Origin of the sequence: Nocardia sp. bgisy134, assembly GCF_965341865.1 — a bacterium.
In the GTDB taxonomy this organism is placed as follows: Bacteria; Actinomycetota; Actinomycetes; order Mycobacteriales; family Mycobacteriaceae; genus Nocardia.
This window is the reverse complement of sequence record NZ_CBDQZP010000008.1, coordinates 1-14,770: the sequence shown is the minus strand read 5'-3', so window position 1 is coordinate 14,770 and position 14,770 is coordinate 1. Positions and strand designations below refer to the sequence as shown.

The window sequence follows — 14,770 nt, the reverse complement described above, 5'->3', positions numbered from 1 at the left end:
GCACACCCCGCCGGCTCCCTCGCACCTATCCAGGCGGGCACGCTGCCCCGGTCCGCCCGCAGCAACCATAGCCGTGTTCAACCCGTTGTGCCCGGGCCGAGTCGGCATTGTGACCGGCGTAGGGTGCCTTCCCACCGGGGTGCCCTAGGCCATTCGGTAAACTGTGCTTCCGGCCACCGCCTCAGTACGGCAGGTAGCTGCAGCACAAGTGTGTTGCGCGTCGAACCGTAGGAGACACGACCATGCCGGCAATCGTCCTCATCGGCGCCCAGTGGGGCGACGAGGGTAAGGGCAAAGCAACCGATCTGCTCGGCGGCAGGCTGCAATGGGTGGTCCGATACCAGGGCGGCAACAACGCCGGTCACACGGTGGTGTTGCCCAACGGCGACAAGTTCGCGCTACACCTCATCCCGTCCGGCATCCTCACTCCGGGTGTGCGCAATGTCATCGGCAACGGTGTCGTGGTCGACCCCGCCGTGCTGCTCGCCGAGCTGGCCGGGCTGGAGGATCGCGGCGTCGACACCTCGGGCCTGCTGCTCTCGGCCGACGCGCACCTGATCATGCCGTACCACGTGGCCATCGATAAGGTCACCGAGCGTTTCCTCGGCAACAAGAAGATCGGCACCACCGGCCGCGGCATCGGCCCGTGCTACCAGGACAAGGTGGCCCGCGTCGGCGTGCGCGTCGCGGACGTGCTCGACGAGAAGATCCTCACCCAGAAGGTCGAGGCCGCCCTGGAGTTCAAGAACCAGGTGCTGGTGAAGATCTACAACCGCCGCGCGCTCGACCCGCAGCAGGTGGTGGACGAAGTGCTCTCCATGGCGGACAGCTTCAAGCACCGCATCGCCGACACCAGGCTGCAGCTCAACGAGGCGCTCGAGCGCGGAGAAACCGTGCTACTCGAGGGTTCTCAGGGCACCCTGCTCGACGTCGACCACGGCACTTACCCGTATGTCACCTCGTCCAACCCGACCTCGGGCGGCGCGGCCGTCGGTTCCGGCATCGGACCGAACAAGATCAACACGGTGCTCGGCATCCTGAAGTGCTACACGACCCGCGTCGGCTCGGGTCCTTTCCCGACCGAACTGTTCGATCAGCACGGCGAATTCCTCGCCAAGCAGGGCGGCGAGGTCGGCGTCACCACCGGCCGTGCGCGCCGGTGCGGCTGGTTCGACGCGGTGATCGCCCGCTACGCCACGCGCGTCAACGGCATCACCGACTACTTCCTCACCAAGCTGGACGTGCTGTCCAGCCTGGACCGGGTGCCGATCTGCGTCGCGTACGAGATCGACGGTCAGCGCGTCGAGCAGATGCCGACCACACAGACCGAGTTCCACCACGCCAAGCCGATTTACGAGGAAATGCCCGGCTGGTGGGAGGATATTTCCGGCGCGAAAACCTTCGAGGACCTGCCCGTCAACGCGCAGGCGTACGTGCGGCGGCTCGAGGAGCTCTCGGGTGCGCGGATCTCCTGCATCGGCGTCGGGCCCGGCCGCGACCAAACGATCGTTCGACACGACGTCCTCGGCTGAACCACAGCGTTTTTCCGCTCACGACGCGCTGAGAGCGGTTGCCGTTCGCAGTTCCCTTCGATCATGAACGGCGAAGAACTACAGTTAGATCATGGCTCGGAACTGGCCGATGATCGAGCGCGAGACCGAGTTCGAGGCGATTCGGTCCGCGCTCACCGGATCGGCGTATGTGGGTGCGGTCCTGACCGGTGACGCCGGGGTGGGCAAAACGACGCTGGCCAGACAGGCGACCGCGGCGGTCGGCGGGAATATTCGGTGGGTAGCGGGCACGGAGTCGGCCCGCAGTATTCCGCTGGGCGTATTCGCGCACATGGTCGGCGTCTACACCGCACACGACCCGGTCACGTTCATGTCCGCGGCGCGGGAGGCCCTGCTCGCCGACGGGCACACCATCATCGGCGTCGATGACGCGCATCTTCTGGACCAACTGTCCGCAACCTTGCTGCTGCAGTTGGCCATCGACAAAGCCGCCCATATCGTCGCCACCGTGCGTAGCGGGGTGCAGGTCCCCGACGCGGTGACCTCGCTGTGGAAGGATGGGCACCTGCTGCGCGTCGACCTCAACCCGTTCACGCAGTCGCAGAGCGTCGACCTGGTGGAGTCGATGCTCGGCGGTCAGCTCGAGGGCTTCACCGCCAATCTGATGTGGGAGTCCTCCGGCGGAAACGCACTGTTTCTGCGGCATTTGGTGGAGGGCGCGCTGGAGGCGGGCACCCTGCGCCAGGTCAACGGCGTCTGGCAGCTGCGCGGCCGCGCCGCGGTGACCTCGGAATTGGCTGCGCTGCTCGAGGATCGGGTCGAGCAGTTGCCCGAGCAGGTGCTTCGGGTGCTCGAGCTGCTCACCTTCTGCGAACCGATCGACCTCGACGTGCTCGCCGAGCTGGCGGGCGAGGACGCGGTGGAGGCCGCCGAAACCCGCGGTGTGATCCGGGTTGTGGAGAACGCTCACCAGCTCATCGTGCGCTACAACCATCCGCTGTTCGGCGAGGTGATCCGGCGCAGGCTCGGCATCGCGTCGGCGCGGCGGCTGCGCGGCAGGCTGTACTCCTCGCTCAAGGAGCGCCGCATCAATTCGGCCGCCGACCGCATCCGATTGGCCGAATTGGCCTTGGACAGCGACAAATCCGCCGATCTGGAGCTCTTCGAGGCGGCCGCCGCCGACGCCATCGGGTTGGCCAACCTGCCGCTCGGCGAACGGTTCGCCAGGGCGGCGGTGGAGCGGCGCGGCGGTGTCGAGTCGGCCGACCTGCTGGCCAGGGCGCTGCTGTGGCAGGGGCATCGGATCGAGGCCGAACGCACGCTGGCCAGCTTCGACGCCGACAACCTCAACGAGGTGCAGCTGGCCCGCTGGGGCAGCACCCGGGTGTCGAACCTGTTATGGGCCATGGGCGATGCCGATCGCGCCGACGAGGTGCTCGCCCAGGTCAGGGAGCGGGTGCGGCATCCGAAGATCATCGCCACGTTCGCCGGGCTGGCCTCGGCGTGCGCGGTGAACGAGAACCGCATCGAGGACGCGTTCTCCGAGGCCGAGTCGGTGATGACCACCAAAGGCGCTCCGCACTGGGCGGTCTGGTGGGCGTCCTTCGGCGGCGGGCTGGCCTTGGCGCTGATGGGCAAGGCCGAGGCGGCCAGGCAGTATGCCGCCCGCGGGCACGAGGTGGAGCTCGAGATCGACGGGCTCAACCGGTTCATGTCCACCCACGCCGAGGTGCTGGCGCTGATCTACAGCGGCGAGTTCGAGGCCGCGAGGCGTTGCGCCACACCGTATTTCGGTTACACCGCGCCCGGTCAGTATCTGGCGTGGGGCATGTCCAAGATCTTGCAGGGCACCGTCGATGTGGCGCAGGGACGTTTCATCGACGGTATCGAACATCTGGAGCAGGCACTGGCCGCGCTGACCACCGAGGGTGCGGCGGCGTGGTTGTTCCCGGCGAGAATCCGTCTGGCGGAAGCGTATTCGGCATTGGGCCGGGCGCACGACGCCGCCGAATCGGTGGCCGAGGCGGTACGGCGCGGCGGCAGGCACAGCGCCGTCTACGAACCGCAGCTGGAGATCGCCAAGGCTTGCGTGGCGGGCGCCGAGGGCACCGTCACCCCCGCCGTCCGGCTGGCGATCGGCGCGGCCGACGCGGCAGCGCGTTCGCACCAGCACGCGATCGAGGCGATGGCGCTGCACACCGCAGCGCGCTTCGGTGACCACTCGGTGGCGGGCAGGCTCGCGGACCTCGCGGCTCGGGTGGACGGTCGGCTCGTCCAGGTTCAGGCCAAACACGCGGTCGCGCTGGCCGCCCACGACGGCCCCGGACTCGACGCCGCCGCAACAGAATTCGAGTCCATCGGCGCGGTGCTCTCGGCCGCCGACTCCGCCGCGCAGGCCGCGTCGGCGCACGAGCGGGCGGGCGACCGCCGCCGCCTCCTCGAATCCGCCGCGGCCGCAAACCGACTCGCCGCGGCCTGCGGCGGCGCCGCCACCCCCGCCCTGCGCAAGGCCGCTCAACCGCTGCCGCTCACCGCCCGCGAACGCGAGATCGCGAATCTGGTCGCGGCCGGTCTGTCCAACCGGCAGATCGCCGACCGGCTCACCGTCTCCGTCCGCACCGTCGAGGGGCATCTGTATCGGGCGTGCATCAAGATGGACGTCACCGACCGCGAGTCGCTGGGGGCGTTGATGCGTGGGGAATCGTCCGCATAGCGCTTCGAGCTGGTCGTGGGCAGCCGCGTTCGTCGAGCTGCGGCATCCACAGCGCGGAGCGTTCGGGCGTGCGTCGGATCTCTGGCCACCTACTGGCTACCGGATCGAATGACCGGGGCCGACGGGGTACGGTCACCTCTAAGCGATCGAGAAGGGTTGTCGAGCATGGTGCGGTGGACAGTGGCGATGGGTGTGGCGGCGGTCGCGCTCACGGCGCTGTCCGGGTGCACCCAGTCGGGGACGCCCGTGCCCTCGTCAGCCGTGGTGAGCACCGCGCCCGCGCTCAACCCCCAGCAGGAGCGCAACCGGCGCATCCACGAGCGACTGCTCGAGCTCGGTTGTACGACCAACAGCTGCATCCAGACGTATTTCGCCTGCATGGACGGCTATCTCACCGGCGAGGCGTGCGAGTTCTACCGGCAGCATCCGCCGGAACAGTGAACGGGAAAGCCCCGGGCCCCTGATTCGAAAATCAGGGGCCCGGGGCTTCGTCCATCGGCACTCAGGCGGGCTGCAACCCACGGGACGGGACGACAGGGTTCGCGACCCGCTCGGTGCGCAACCCGGCCGCGAACACCGCGACCCAACCCCAGGCCAGGAACGAGGCGATCGCGAAGGTGATGCTGGTGAGCGCCGGAATCGACACCGGAAGCACGATGTAGACCACCGCGATCACGATGCCGAGTACGGCCGCCCCAGTGCGCCGCTCGCTGCGGAACCGCCGCGCCAGGATCACGATGGCCGCGACCAGCGACAGTCCGGCGACGGCCGCGCACACCCCGTGCAGCGTGCCGTGCCAGGTCATCACCTCGGTGGCGCCCACCGGGTAACCCTGGTACGGGTCGCAGACGAAGACCCCCGCGCCGATCATCCCGGCGGCGAACACCCCGGCCAGGCGCGGCACCCACACCCTTCCGATCCCGGTGGTGAGGCGGCGGCGCAGCCCGACCGCCATCAGCGCGAACAGCGCGCCCGTCGCCAGGAAGTTCGCGATCTGGATTCCGCCGAGCGAGCCGATCGCCAGCTGGCTGATCATGTGCTCGCGCAGGTCGAATCCGTCCTTGGTGAACGCCTGGGCCAGCGCGACGACGAAGAACATCGGGGTGGCGAGAATGCCTGCGGCCAAAAGCTTTTCGGTCTTCATGAGTACTCCTCGGCGGGGTTGTCATCGGCCGCTTCGGGCCGTCACGGGTGTAGACGGCGCCCCGCCCGCGAACTAATCGCTCCGCTAGGTCTTCATCGCTGCGGATGCGAATTCATCGCTGCGTGGGTACTTCATCGCTGCGCTGGGGTACTTCGTCGCTGCGCTGGGGTACTTCGTCGCTGCGCTGCGGTACTTCATCACTGGGCTGTGGTGAGGAATTCCCCCGCCGCGGGGGCGAGGATGTCGATCCTCGGGTCGTGGCCGAGTTTGGCCAGCTCGCGGTGCTTCGCGTCGGGCAGTGCCGCGGCGACGGCCTTGGCCGCGTTCTTCAGCAGCGCGGCGCTGTCGGCGCCCGCGACGACCAACGTCGGCACGGTGACGCCCGACCAGTCGGCCGCGCGCAGCCGCTCACCGCGCATGTACTGGCGCACGACGGCCCAGTCGTGCGCGGTCGACGGCGCCACCGCCTTCAGGCTCTTCCAGAACGGCGTCATCCGCATGGCCGTCACCATCGTCCACGGCACGCCCATCGCCTTGGTCATGTAGTACCGCACCGTCTTGCCGCGTTTGTCGTCCGCGATCAATTCGTGCAGCCGGACGTCCAGGTCGGCGGGCGGAACGCGCTCGGAGCGATCCACCACGATCGGCGGTTCGAACGCCACCACCTTCGTGATGCCGGGCACCCGTCCCGAGCTCGCCGCGCGCAGCGCCAGCACCGCCCCCGACGACCAGCCGAACAACGCCGCCGACCCGCCCGCCGCCCGCACCAGCGCGGCGATGTCGTCGATCTCGTTGTCCACGTCGTACACGCCGGGAGTGTCCCCGCTGTCGCCGCGACCCCGGCGGTCGTAGTTGATCACGGTCAGTCCGTACCCCTCGGCCAGCGCCTCGGACAGCTGCACCATCTTCGGGAACGTCCGATACCCGAACGCCCCGCCGATCAGGATCACCGTGCCTGCCGTGCCGTCGCCGACGCGGTCGAACGCGATCGTCGTCCCGTCCGCGGAAGTGACTGTCTCCATGCCTGCGCTCCTTTTCGGTCGGTCGTCGGACGGCGCGAACTCGCCGAATCATTCGCAATGAGCAACGCTATCCGCCGTGGGCGGGTACGACGCCGCCGGAGTCCGTCGTCGGCGAGAACGGCGCAAGCCGCCCGGTGCGAAGACCACGCATCAACGCTGGTTTCGGTATCCGCCGGGACCCTCCGAGCGTCAGAACAACGTCGGCTCCCCGAACCCCGGCGTCCGCTCGATCTCCAGCAGTCGTGCCTTGGTGGAGATGCCGCCCGGCGCGGAGAACCCGTGCAGCGCGTTGTCTGCGGCGAGCACCCGATGGCACGGGATGATGAGCGGAATCGGGTTGCGCCCCAACGCTTGACCCACCGCCTGCGCGCCGCCCGGCGCGCCGACGCGGTTCGCGACCTGGCCGTAGCTGAGGGTGTGGCCGGGGTCGATGGCGCGGGTCACCGCGTAGACGGCGCGGTGGAATTCCGGGATCGCGCTGGTGTCCAGGGGGATCCAGCGCAGGTCGTCCAGCTCGCCCGCGAGGTGGGCGCGGATGCCCGCGATGGCCTCGGCGATCACGGGGGTCGGTGCGTCTTCGGGCACCTCGGCGCCCGCACGCCGCCGGGTGATGCGGGCGCGAGTGGCCTCCCGGTCCGCCTCGGGCAGCTGGAACCGGAACACGGCGTCACCGCTCCAAGCGATCGCGCACACCCCGATCTCGGTGTCGAACAGCGCCGCGACGGCCGGGCGAGCGGACTCACTCATACCGTCAGTGTGCACCCCGGCACCGACAAAACCCGTTGTTGCCGGATATCAGGCCAGTTTTTCAGAACTGGCCTTAACCGCGCTCCGGCTCGCGTCATGGCTTCGCCGCAGCACAGCGGCCAGCGAAGGCCGCAACGGCGAAAACTCCGGCTCCGGCTCGTGGTCACGGCCGCGCATGGCCACGAGATCCGAGTATTGCCGCAGGTCATCGTAGTGCGAGGGGCGGGCGTCGAGGAGCGAGCCGAGCGGGCGGAACCGCTCGAGCTCGAACAGGTCCTTGGTGCGATTCGGCGCGTAGTGGTAGATCGCGTAGCAGAACGCGGCGGCGACGAGGAAGGTGAGCAGGGCGGTCATACTGGACACGTTCCGCCAACTGGCCTTGCCAATAAATATCCAATCCCTCAATACTGGACCTTATGGCGACACGAGTGATCGGCGCGGCCAGCCTGGCGCGCGATTTGGGCAGCTGGCGCAGCGCCGGTGACGACGACCCGGCGCGGCGCGCGGCTCGTCCCGCGTACCTGGCCCTCGCGGAGGGCATTCGGCTGCTCATCCACGACGGCCGCGCGCCGCTCGGCGTCGCCCTGCCCAGCGAACGCGACCTGGCGGGCACGCTCGGCGTCAGCCGGACGACCATCACGTCCACCTACGCGCTGCTGCGCGAGCACGGCTACCTGATCAGCCGCCAGGGCTCGCGCAGCACCGTGGCGTTGCCCCCTGCGGTGCCGCACGACGGCACCAAACCGGCGCGCAGCATCCTGGCGCTGATGGCGCAGCCCGAGCTGACCACCATCGACATGACCTACGCCGCGATGGCCGCGCCGCGCGAGATGCAGGACGCGTATTCCGACGCGCTGCAAGGACTTCCGGCCTATCTCGGCACCCACGGCATGGATCCGGTCGGCGTGCTCGCGCTGCGCGAGGCGGTGGCCCGCCGCTACACCGAGCGCGGACTGCCCACCGAGCCCGAGCAGATCCTCATCACGCTCGGCGCCCAGCACGGCCTGCGCCTGCTGCTCAACGTGCTCACCGCACCGGCCGCTCGTGTCTTGATCGAGCACCCCACCTATCCGAACGCCATCGAGGCCATCCGCGATGTCGGTGCGCGTCCCGTCCCGGTGCCGCTGCTGCCGGAGAGCCCGCACTCGGGCTGGGATCTGGACGGAATCCGCAGCGCCGCAAGGCAAACCGCGGCCACCTTGGCCTACCTCGTCCCGGACTTCAACAACCCGACCGGCATGCTGCTCGACGCCGAAGGTCGCGCGGAACTGACCGCCATCGCGCGCGAGACCCGCATGACGGTCGTCGTCGACGAGTCGATGGTGGACCTCGGGCTGGACGTGGACACCCTGCCGCCGCCGGTCGCCGCGTTCGCCAAGGGCGCCGAGATCATCACGATCGGTTCGGCGTCCAAGTCGTTCTGGGGTGGTCTGCGAGTCGGCTGGATTCGCACCAACCAGACACTCATCACCAAGCTGCTCGGCATTCGTTCCACTGTCGACCTCGGCACCCCGGTGATGGATCAGCTCGCCACGGTGCACCTGCTGGAGCACGCCGACACCATTCTCGACCGCCGCCGCGATCAATTGCGCAGCCAGCGAGCCGCTTTGCGCGAAGCGCTGGCCGAAGAGCTGCCGGATTGGCGGATCAGCTCGGGAGTGGGCGGGATGTCGGTCTGGGCTCAGCTGCCCGCCCCGGTGTCCACCGCGCTCGCAGCCACCGCGCCCAATCACGGCGTATTGCTCGCCGCCGGACCGCGATTCGGCGTTCAGGGAGCTTTCGAGCGGTTCCTCCGGCTGCCGTTCACGCATCAGGAGGCCGATCTGCGGCTGGCGGTGAAAGCCGTCGCCTCCGCTTACGGGGCGCTCACCCCTCGCGCTGCCGATCCGCTGAATCCGCTCACCTGCTACTGAGTTTCGCGGGCCGCACCCGAAAGCGAACGCCCCGTGACCGTTCGGCCACGGGGCGTTCGCGGCGGAAATATCAGTCCGCCCAAACGGATTCGATCGGCGTCGCCTCGGTCGGCGGCGGGGTCGGGATGGCGGCCGGGGTGCGCGAGAAGCGCGGCGCGGGCGCGTGCTGCACCACGCCGTCGATGTCGACCAGACCGTTGCGTGCGGCGATGTGCGCGTTCTCGGTGGCCTCGGTCAGCGTCAGCACCGGGGTGGTGCAGGCGTCGGTGCCGTCGAAGACCGCGGCCCACTCGTCGCGGGTCTTGGTCTTGAACTTCTCCGCGAACAGCTTCTTCAGCTGGTCCTGGCCGTTCGGGTCGATCTGCATCGGGAGGCCCTCGGGGTCGATCTCCAGACCCTTCAGCAGTTCGGCGTAGAACTGCGGCTCGATCGCGCCGACGGCCATGTACTTGCCGTCGGAGGTCTCGTAGGTGTCGTAGAAGGCCATACCGGTGTCGAGCAGGTTGGTGCCGCGCTCGTCGGACCACAGGCCGACTCCGCGCATGCCCCAGATCATGTGCGAAAGGGCAAGCGCGCCATCGATCATCGCGGCATCGATCACCTGGCCTTTGCCCGAGCTCTGCCGTTCCACCAGTGCGGCGAGGATGCCGAACACCAGGAACATCGAGCCGCCGCCGAAGTCGCCGACCATGTTCAGCGGCGGCACCGGTCGCTCGCCCTTGCGGCCGATCGCGTTCAGCACGCCGGTCAGCGAGATGTAGTTGATGTCGTGGCCCGCGCGGTCGGCCAGCGGGCCGTCCTGGCCCCAGCCGGTCATCCGTCCGTAGACCAGTCGCGGATTGCGCGCCAGCGCCTCGTCGGGGCCGAGGCCCATGCGCTCGGTGACGCCGGGACGGAAGCCTTCGATGAGCACGTCGGCCTTCTCGATCAGCCCGAGCACCTTCTCGATGTCGGCCGGATCCTTCAGGTTCGCCTCGACGATGGTCCGGCCGCGCCACTGCGGACGCTCCATGAACCCGGGCAGCAGATTCGGCCGCTGCACCCGCACCACGTCGGCGCCGAGATCGGCCAGCAACAGCGCGGCGTGCGGACCGGGGCCGATACCGGCCAGCTCGACAACTTTGATGCCCGCGAGCGGGCCCTGCTTGGTGGCGGTGGATGGTGTGGTCACGCCCTACCTCGGTTCGTCGTTGATCCCTGCGCACCGCCCGGCGGTGCGGTCCCCCGGGCAGCGCCCGCGGATGTATTGACAGTATGACAATAACGCCGCCACTTTCTATCGGAACCCTCCGTCGTGCACCGGGCGGCCCGGTAGGTGAGAATCCCAGCATGAGCGTGTGGGGCGAGGTCGTCATCGGCCTCCTGATCCTGGTCGGCCTGCTCGGCATCATCGTGCCGATCCTCCCCGGGGTGATCCTGGTCTTCGGCGCGATCCTGGCCTGGGCGATCATGACCGGTGGCGCCACCGCGTGGACCGTCTTCGCGATCAGCACGGTCTTCCTTGTGCTCTCCGGGATCGTCAAATACACCTGGCCGGGCCGCAAGATGAAGGACGCCGGCGTCTCCAACCGCGCCCTGTTCCTCGGTGCGGTGCTCGGCGTCGTCGGCTTCTTCGTCATCCCGGTCGTCGGCCTCTTCGTCGGCTTCGTCCTCGGCGTCTACCTCTCCGAACTCCAACGCCTCGGCCAAAACCAACCCGCCTGGCACGCAACCAAACACGCCCTCAAGGGCGTAGGCCTCTCCATGCTCATCGAACTCCTCGGCGCCCTCCTGGCCACCGCCACCTGGATTCTCGGCATCACCCTCACCTGATCCGTCCTCGCAGCTCGCCCACACACCTCGCAGCAGCAGCAACCGCTGCGAGGTGTGTGAAGTCTCTGCGAGGACCCGATTTGGGAGGGGTTGTACACAATTGGCGGGTTGTGCACAGGTGGGGGCGGAGATGGGTGTTCGGGTCGTAGGTGTGCGGGACGATCCGAGGTATGGACATACCGGTGCCGGTACAGCGGGGGCGGGCGATCGCCGAGGGGTTCACCGATCGGGAGTTGCACGGCCTCGAGTGGCGGCGCGTGCGGCGCGGCGCATATCTGAATGCCGGGCGGATGGCTGAGTTGTCGGCCGAGGAGAAGCATTTGGCGCTGGCCCGTGCTGTATGTCAGGTTTCCAGTCCGAAGGCCGTGGTCAGTCATATCTCGGCCGCGATGGCCCATGGGCTTTCGCATTGGGATGTGCCGACGCACCGGGTGCACCTGACCCGCGACCGCTCGGCGGGTGCTCGAACATCACGGCAGGTCGTTCTGCATGCCGCCCGAATCGAGGCCGACGAGGTCGTGCGGTGCGGCGGTCTCACGATGACCAGTGCGGCGCGAACAGTGGTCGACCTTGCTCGCACGATCCCCTTCGAGCGGGCAGTAGTGGTCGGCGACAGTGCATTACGGCTCGGTGCGGTCACCCCTGCCGATCTGCTCGAACAGCTCGGCCGCTCGAAGGGGCGACCGGGCAATTCCGCCGCCCGTCGCGCGATCGCTTCCATGGACGGCCGCTCCGAAAGCGTGGGCGAGTCACGAAGCCGAGTCGCCATACGAGCGGCCGGCCTGCCGAACCCGGAGTTGCAGGCGCGAATCACCACACCGGAGGGTACGTGTATCGCCCGAGTCGACTTCTTGTTTCCCGGACTCGGCGTCGTCGGCGAGTTCGACGGCCTCATGAAATACCGCGCGGCACACCGAGGCCCGCGCACCGCCGAAGACGTGGTGATCGCCGAGAAAGCCCGCGAAGACGCGCTGCGCGCCCTCGGTTGGCTCGTAGTCCGCTGGACCTGGGCCGAACTCGAAGCCCCCAACGCTCCCTGGCTGACCCGCCTGACGCGCGCCGCCGACCTCCGTACCGCTTCCCGTATCGGAAGCTGGTACCCCGCAGACCTTCCACACGCTTCGCAGGCGCAACAACCCCTGTGAAGCGTGTGAAGCCGCTGCGAGGGCCTAGCTCAGCGCGTGGTCGAGGTCGGCGAGGAGGTCTTCGACGTCCTCGAGGCCGACGGAGATGCGAACCACGCCGTCGGAGAGGCCGATGCCTGCGCGGCCCTCCGGGCCCATGGCGCGGTGGGTGGTGGTGGCCGGGTGGGTGATGAGGGTCTTGGCGTCGCCGAGGTTGTTGGAGATGTCGATGACGCGCAACCGGTTCAGCACCTCGAAGGCGCGCTTCTTGCCCTCGTCGGAGGGTGCGTTCAACTCGAACGTGACCACCGTGCCGCCGCCGGACATCTGGCCGCGCGCCAGGTCGTACTGCGGATGCGATTCCAGGAATGGGTATTTCACCCAGCTGACCGACTTGTTGCCCTCCAGGAAACGCGCGATCCGCAGCGCGGACTCGGTGCTGTGACGCACCCGCAGCGGCATCGTCTCCAGACCCTTGAGCAGGGTCCACGCGTTGAACGGGCTGAGCGCGGGGCCGGTGTGGCGCATGAGCGTCTTCACCGGGCCGTCGATGTACTCCTGGGAGCCGAGGATGGCGCCGCCGAGGACACGGCCCTGGCCGTCGATGTGCTTGGTGCCCGAGTACACGACGACGTCGGCGCCGAGCTCGAAGCCCTTCTGCAGCAGCGGCGTGGCGAAGACGTTGTCCAGCACCACTTTCGCGCCTGCGGCATGCGCGAGCTCGGTGACCCGGCGCACGTCGACGAGGGTCTGCATGGGGTTGGCAGGCGTCTCGAAGAACACCGCGGTGGTCGGCACCGACAGCGCCTGCTCCCACTGGTCGAGGTCTTCACCGTCGACGAACACCGTCTCCACGCCCCAGCGCGGCAGGATCTCGTTGCACACCACGAAGCAGGAACCGAACAGGCTGCGCGCGGCGACGAGCCGATCGCCTGCCTTCAGCAGCGCGCCGAGCGCGGTGAACACCGCCGACATGCCGCTGGCCGTCGCGAACGCCGCCTCGGCGCCGTCGATCAGGCGGATCCGCTCCTCGAACATGGCAACGGTCGGGTTGCCGTAGCGGGAGTAGACGAAGTGCTCCACCTCGCCGGTGAACGCGGCCTCGGCCGCTTCCGCGCTCTCGTAGACGAAGCCGGAGGTGAGGTACAGCGCCTCGGAGGTCTCCTCGAAGCCGGAGCGGCGCAGGCCGCCGCGCACGCCGAGGGTGGCGGGGCCGACGCCCTCGGGCAGCGGCTTGTCGAACGCGCCGCCGGTGATCACGACTGCCGCCAGGGCAGGCCGGTGGCGCGCCAGCCGGTCGCGCCGCGATGTCCGGACGCGTCGAGCGAGCCCTCGAAGCCCTCGATCACGTTGTAGGACGGCCCGATGCCGAGCTGGGTGGCGATGGTGGCCGCGTGCGCAGAACGCTGGCCGGAGCGACACAAGAAGACGACGGGCGCCTCCGGCTCGCGGCTCTCCAGCGCCTTGCTCAGCTGCTCGGTGAACTGCGGATTGCGCGTGCCGGTGCCGTCCACCCACTCGATCAGCACGGTGGGCCGCTCGATCGAACTGGTGTCGGGCACTCCGACGAAGCGCCACTCCGCTTCGGTGCGCACGTCCACCAGGACGGCGGCGGGGTTGTCGCGCAACACTTCCCACGCCTGCTGCGGGGTGATGTCACCGGCATAACTCATCTGGAACCTCCTGTGAATCCGCACTTGCCGCACCAGGTTCGGTGCGCGGCCAGGTCGTCACCCGGAGCACCCCACCGCGGAGGAGGGTTGCCGACCAGCCAGCCGGGGCTTGGCGCTGGTTCTCATGACCTAGGGACTGAGATTGCCTGCACCGAGGTCACCGTGTCAAACATTGCAGACCAGCCATTTGCCGTCGGTCCTGGTGAGGTTCCAGGTCGCGGTGTACTCCTTGCCGTCGACCCTCGTGGTCACCGTGGCCTTGGCCCGATCGCCGTTGAGGGTCTGATCGGTGACGGCGATGAGTTCGATTGTCTTGCCGACACCTTCCTGCCCGGCCAACGGCGACTTGGCGGGGTCGAATTCGGCGCAGCCGGTACCAGGTGGCGGCACCATATCGGTGTTGTTGGCGCCCTCGACGAAGTTGCCGACCGCGCCCGCGATCTTCTCGGCCTCTGTGACATTTTTCTCAGCGGGCGAGAGCACGCCGCCGAGCCCGATGGCCACCAACACGATGACGGCGAGCACGGCCGCGGCCAGGAACGGCGCGAGGGAACGCTTGTCGGTCTGATCGACGACGATCGGTTCGTCTTCGTCGGGGGACTGCTGCTCGGTCATGGATCGATCATCCCTGGTCGGCGCGGGTATCCGACGCCCGGCCCCGCCGTGGGCCACGCGGCCCTCGTAGCGGCCCCCTCGACGCCGCTATGGTGGAGAAGAGAGCGAACCGGTGCGACGCCCGCGCAGGTGGGCGGCCGGCTGGTTCACCGCACCGGCGCGGGTGATCATGGGTAGCACCGATAGAATCGCGAGATTGAGATCTGCTGCCGTAGCCATATGGCAGTGCACCGTCGTATGCGACCTGGGGACCGTGGAGCCACGAGCCAGCATCACCAGCGCTCGTGGCGCAGGGTGCAAACAAGCGGTCCGTCAACTTAGCCTAAGCTAAGACGGACGCCATTGAACGTTTCGACCATAAGGGTGCGCGTAAGAGATGACCGAACAGAGGCCTGAAGCTCACACCGCGGCGACCCGTCCGCTCCGCATTGCGATCGTGGGCGCCGGACCGGCCGGGATCTACGCCGCCGACGCGTTGATGAAGTCCGATGCCGAT

14 protein-coding genes and 1 riboswitch are annotated in these 14,770 nt (G+C 68.5%); of the genes, 6 read left to right on the top strand and 8 right to left on the bottom strand.

The genetic code is table 11. From position 1 onward, the window contains the following. Window positions 1-242 precede the first annotated feature (242 nt). The 3 genes from ACRWNM_RS15680 (at window position 243) to ACRWNM_RS15670 (ending at window position 4,665) form a co-directional block, all read left to right on the top strand. Window positions 243-1,532 carry an adenylosuccinate synthase gene (locus ACRWNM_RS15680; protein ID WP_431968040.1) on the top strand — a complete coding sequence of 430 codons (1,290 nt, stop codon included), beginning with the start codon at window positions 243-245 and terminating at the stop codon, window positions 1,530-1,532. Window positions 1,533-1,623: 91 nt separating this feature from the next. Continuing rightward, window positions 1,624-4,224, top strand: coding sequence for a LuxR C-terminal-related transcriptional regulator (locus ACRWNM_RS15675; protein ID WP_431968038.1), 2,601 nt, complete (start codon window positions 1,624-1,626; stop codon window positions 4,222-4,224). 165 nt (window positions 4,225-4,389) lie between these two features. After that, complete coding sequence (locus ACRWNM_RS15670) at window positions 4,390-4,665, top strand: hypothetical protein (protein WP_431968036.1); 276 nt, start codon at window positions 4,390-4,392, stop codon at window positions 4,663-4,665. 61 nt (window positions 4,666-4,726) lie between these two features. Here ACRWNM_RS15670 and ACRWNM_RS15665 read toward each other — a convergent pair whose 3' ends face one another. The 4 genes from ACRWNM_RS15665 to ACRWNM_RS15650 all read right to left on the bottom strand — a co-directional run bounded on the left by ACRWNM_RS15665 (window position 4,727) and on the right by ACRWNM_RS15650 (window position 7,491). Beyond that, window positions 4,727-5,368, bottom strand: coding sequence for a DUF998 domain-containing protein (locus ACRWNM_RS15665; protein ID WP_431968034.1), 642 nt, complete (start codon window positions 5,366-5,368; stop codon window positions 4,727-4,729). Window positions 5,369-5,565: 197 nt separating this feature from the next. Then, window positions 5,566-6,390 carry an alpha/beta fold hydrolase gene (locus ACRWNM_RS15660; protein WP_431968032.1) on the bottom strand — a complete coding sequence of 275 codons (825 nt, stop codon included), beginning with the start codon at window positions 6,388-6,390 and terminating at the stop codon, window positions 5,566-5,568. Between the two features lie 189 nt (window positions 6,391-6,579). After that, window positions 6,580-7,137, bottom strand: coding sequence for a methylated-DNA--[protein]-cysteine S-methyltransferase (locus ACRWNM_RS15655; protein WP_431968030.1), 558 nt, complete (start codon window positions 7,135-7,137; stop codon window positions 6,580-6,582). A gap of 48 nt (window positions 7,138-7,185) precedes the next feature. Continuing rightward, complete coding sequence (locus ACRWNM_RS15650; RefSeq protein WP_431968028.1) at window positions 7,186-7,491, bottom strand: hypothetical protein; 306 nt, start codon at window positions 7,489-7,491, stop codon at window positions 7,186-7,188. Between the two features lie 62 nt (window positions 7,492-7,553). Between ACRWNM_RS15650 and ACRWNM_RS15645 the strand changes: the two genes are divergently transcribed. Continuing rightward, a complete protein-coding gene (locus tag ACRWNM_RS15645; RefSeq protein ID WP_431968026.1) occupies window positions 7,554-9,050 on the top strand; it encodes a PLP-dependent aminotransferase family protein in 1,497 nt (498 codons plus the stop codon). Between the two features lie 70 nt (window positions 9,051-9,120). Here ACRWNM_RS15645 and ACRWNM_RS15640 read toward each other — a convergent pair whose 3' ends face one another. Beyond that, complete coding sequence (locus ACRWNM_RS15640) at window positions 9,121-10,221, bottom strand: CaiB/BaiF CoA transferase family protein (protein WP_431968024.1); 1,101 nt, start codon at window positions 10,219-10,221, stop codon at window positions 9,121-9,123. A 158-nt stretch (window positions 10,222-10,379) separates the two neighbouring features. Between ACRWNM_RS15640 and ACRWNM_RS15635 the strand changes: the two genes are divergently transcribed. Beyond that, the gene (locus tag ACRWNM_RS15635) at window positions 10,380-10,862 is read left to right on the top strand and encodes a DUF456 domain-containing protein (protein ID WP_431968022.1); all 483 of its coding nucleotides are present in this window, start codon (window positions 10,380-10,382) and stop codon (window positions 10,860-10,862) included. 170 nt (window positions 10,863-11,032) lie between these two features. Beyond that, window positions 11,033-12,007 carry a hypothetical protein gene (locus ACRWNM_RS15630; RefSeq protein ID WP_431968020.1) on the top strand — a complete coding sequence of 325 codons (975 nt, stop codon included), beginning with the start codon at window positions 11,033-11,035 and terminating at the stop codon, window positions 12,005-12,007. Window positions 12,008-12,031: 24 nt separating this feature from the next. Here ACRWNM_RS15630 and ACRWNM_RS15625 read toward each other — a convergent pair whose 3' ends face one another. From ACRWNM_RS15625 to ACRWNM_RS15615, 3 genes are all read right to left on the bottom strand, one after another. Continuing rightward, a complete protein-coding gene (locus ACRWNM_RS15625) occupies window positions 12,032-13,246 on the bottom strand; it encodes an O-succinylhomoserine sulfhydrylase (RefSeq protein ID WP_431968018.1) in 1,215 nt (404 codons plus the stop codon). Next, window positions 13,243-13,659, bottom strand: a complete 417-nt coding sequence (locus ACRWNM_RS15620) for a rhodanese-like domain-containing protein (RefSeq protein WP_431968016.1) — start codon at window positions 13,657-13,659, stop codon at window positions 13,243-13,245. The genes ACRWNM_RS15625 and ACRWNM_RS15620 overlap by 4 nt, the downstream gene beginning before the upstream one ends. A 15-nt stretch (window positions 13,660-13,674) precedes the next feature. Beyond that, window positions 13,675-13,789, bottom strand: a riboswitch (SAM riboswitch). Between the two features lie 35 nt (window positions 13,790-13,824). Next, window positions 13,825-14,274 carry a hypothetical protein gene (locus ACRWNM_RS15615; RefSeq protein ID WP_431968014.1) on the bottom strand — a complete coding sequence of 150 codons (450 nt, stop codon included), beginning with the start codon at window positions 14,272-14,274 and terminating at the stop codon, window positions 13,825-13,827. Window positions 14,275-14,770: the final 496 nt, after the last annotated feature.

Excerpts from the sequence above, each read along its gene's own strand:
- ACRWNM_RS15655 (WP_431968030.1), bottom strand. The coding sequence starts at position 7,137 with ATGAGTGAGTCCGCTCGCCCGGCCGTCGCGGCGCTGTTCGACACCGAG.
- ACRWNM_RS15650 (WP_431968028.1), bottom strand. The coding sequence starts at position 7,491 with ATGACCGCCCTGCTCACCTTCCTCGTCGCCGCCGCGTTCTGCTACGCG.
- ACRWNM_RS15645 (WP_431968026.1), top strand. The coding sequence starts at position 7,554 with ATGGCGACACGAGTGATCGGCGCGGCCAGCCTGGCGCGCGATTTGGGC.
- ACRWNM_RS15635 (WP_431968022.1), top strand. The coding sequence starts at position 10,380 with ATGAGCGTGTGGGGCGAGGTCGTCATCGGCCTCCTGATCCTGGTCGGC.
- ACRWNM_RS15680 (WP_431968040.1), top strand. The coding sequence starts at position 243 with ATGCCGGCAATCGTCCTCATCGGCGCCCAGTGGGGCGACGAGGGTAAG.
- ACRWNM_RS15675 (WP_431968038.1), top strand. The coding sequence starts at position 1,624 with ATGGCTCGGAACTGGCCGATGATCGAGCGCGAGACCGAGTTCGAGGCG.
- ACRWNM_RS15670 (WP_431968036.1), top strand. The coding sequence starts at position 4,390 with ATGGTGCGGTGGACAGTGGCGATGGGTGTGGCGGCGGTCGCGCTCACG.
- ACRWNM_RS15630 (WP_431968020.1), top strand. The coding sequence starts at position 11,033 with ATGGACATACCGGTGCCGGTACAGCGGGGGCGGGCGATCGCCGAGGGG.
- ACRWNM_RS15665 (WP_431968034.1), bottom strand. The coding sequence starts at position 5,368 with ATGAAGACCGAAAAGCTTTTGGCCGCAGGCATTCTCGCCACCCCGATG.
- ACRWNM_RS15660 (WP_431968032.1), bottom strand. The coding sequence starts at position 6,390 with ATGGAGACAGTCACTTCCGCGGACGGGACGACGATCGCGTTCGACCGC.
- ACRWNM_RS15615 (WP_431968014.1), bottom strand. The coding sequence starts at position 14,274 with ATGACCGAGCAGCAGTCCCCCGACGAAGACGAACCGATCGTCGTCGAT.
- ACRWNM_RS15620 (WP_431968016.1), bottom strand. The coding sequence starts at position 13,659 with ATGAGTTATGCCGGTGACATCACCCCGCAGCAGGCGTGGGAAGTGTTG.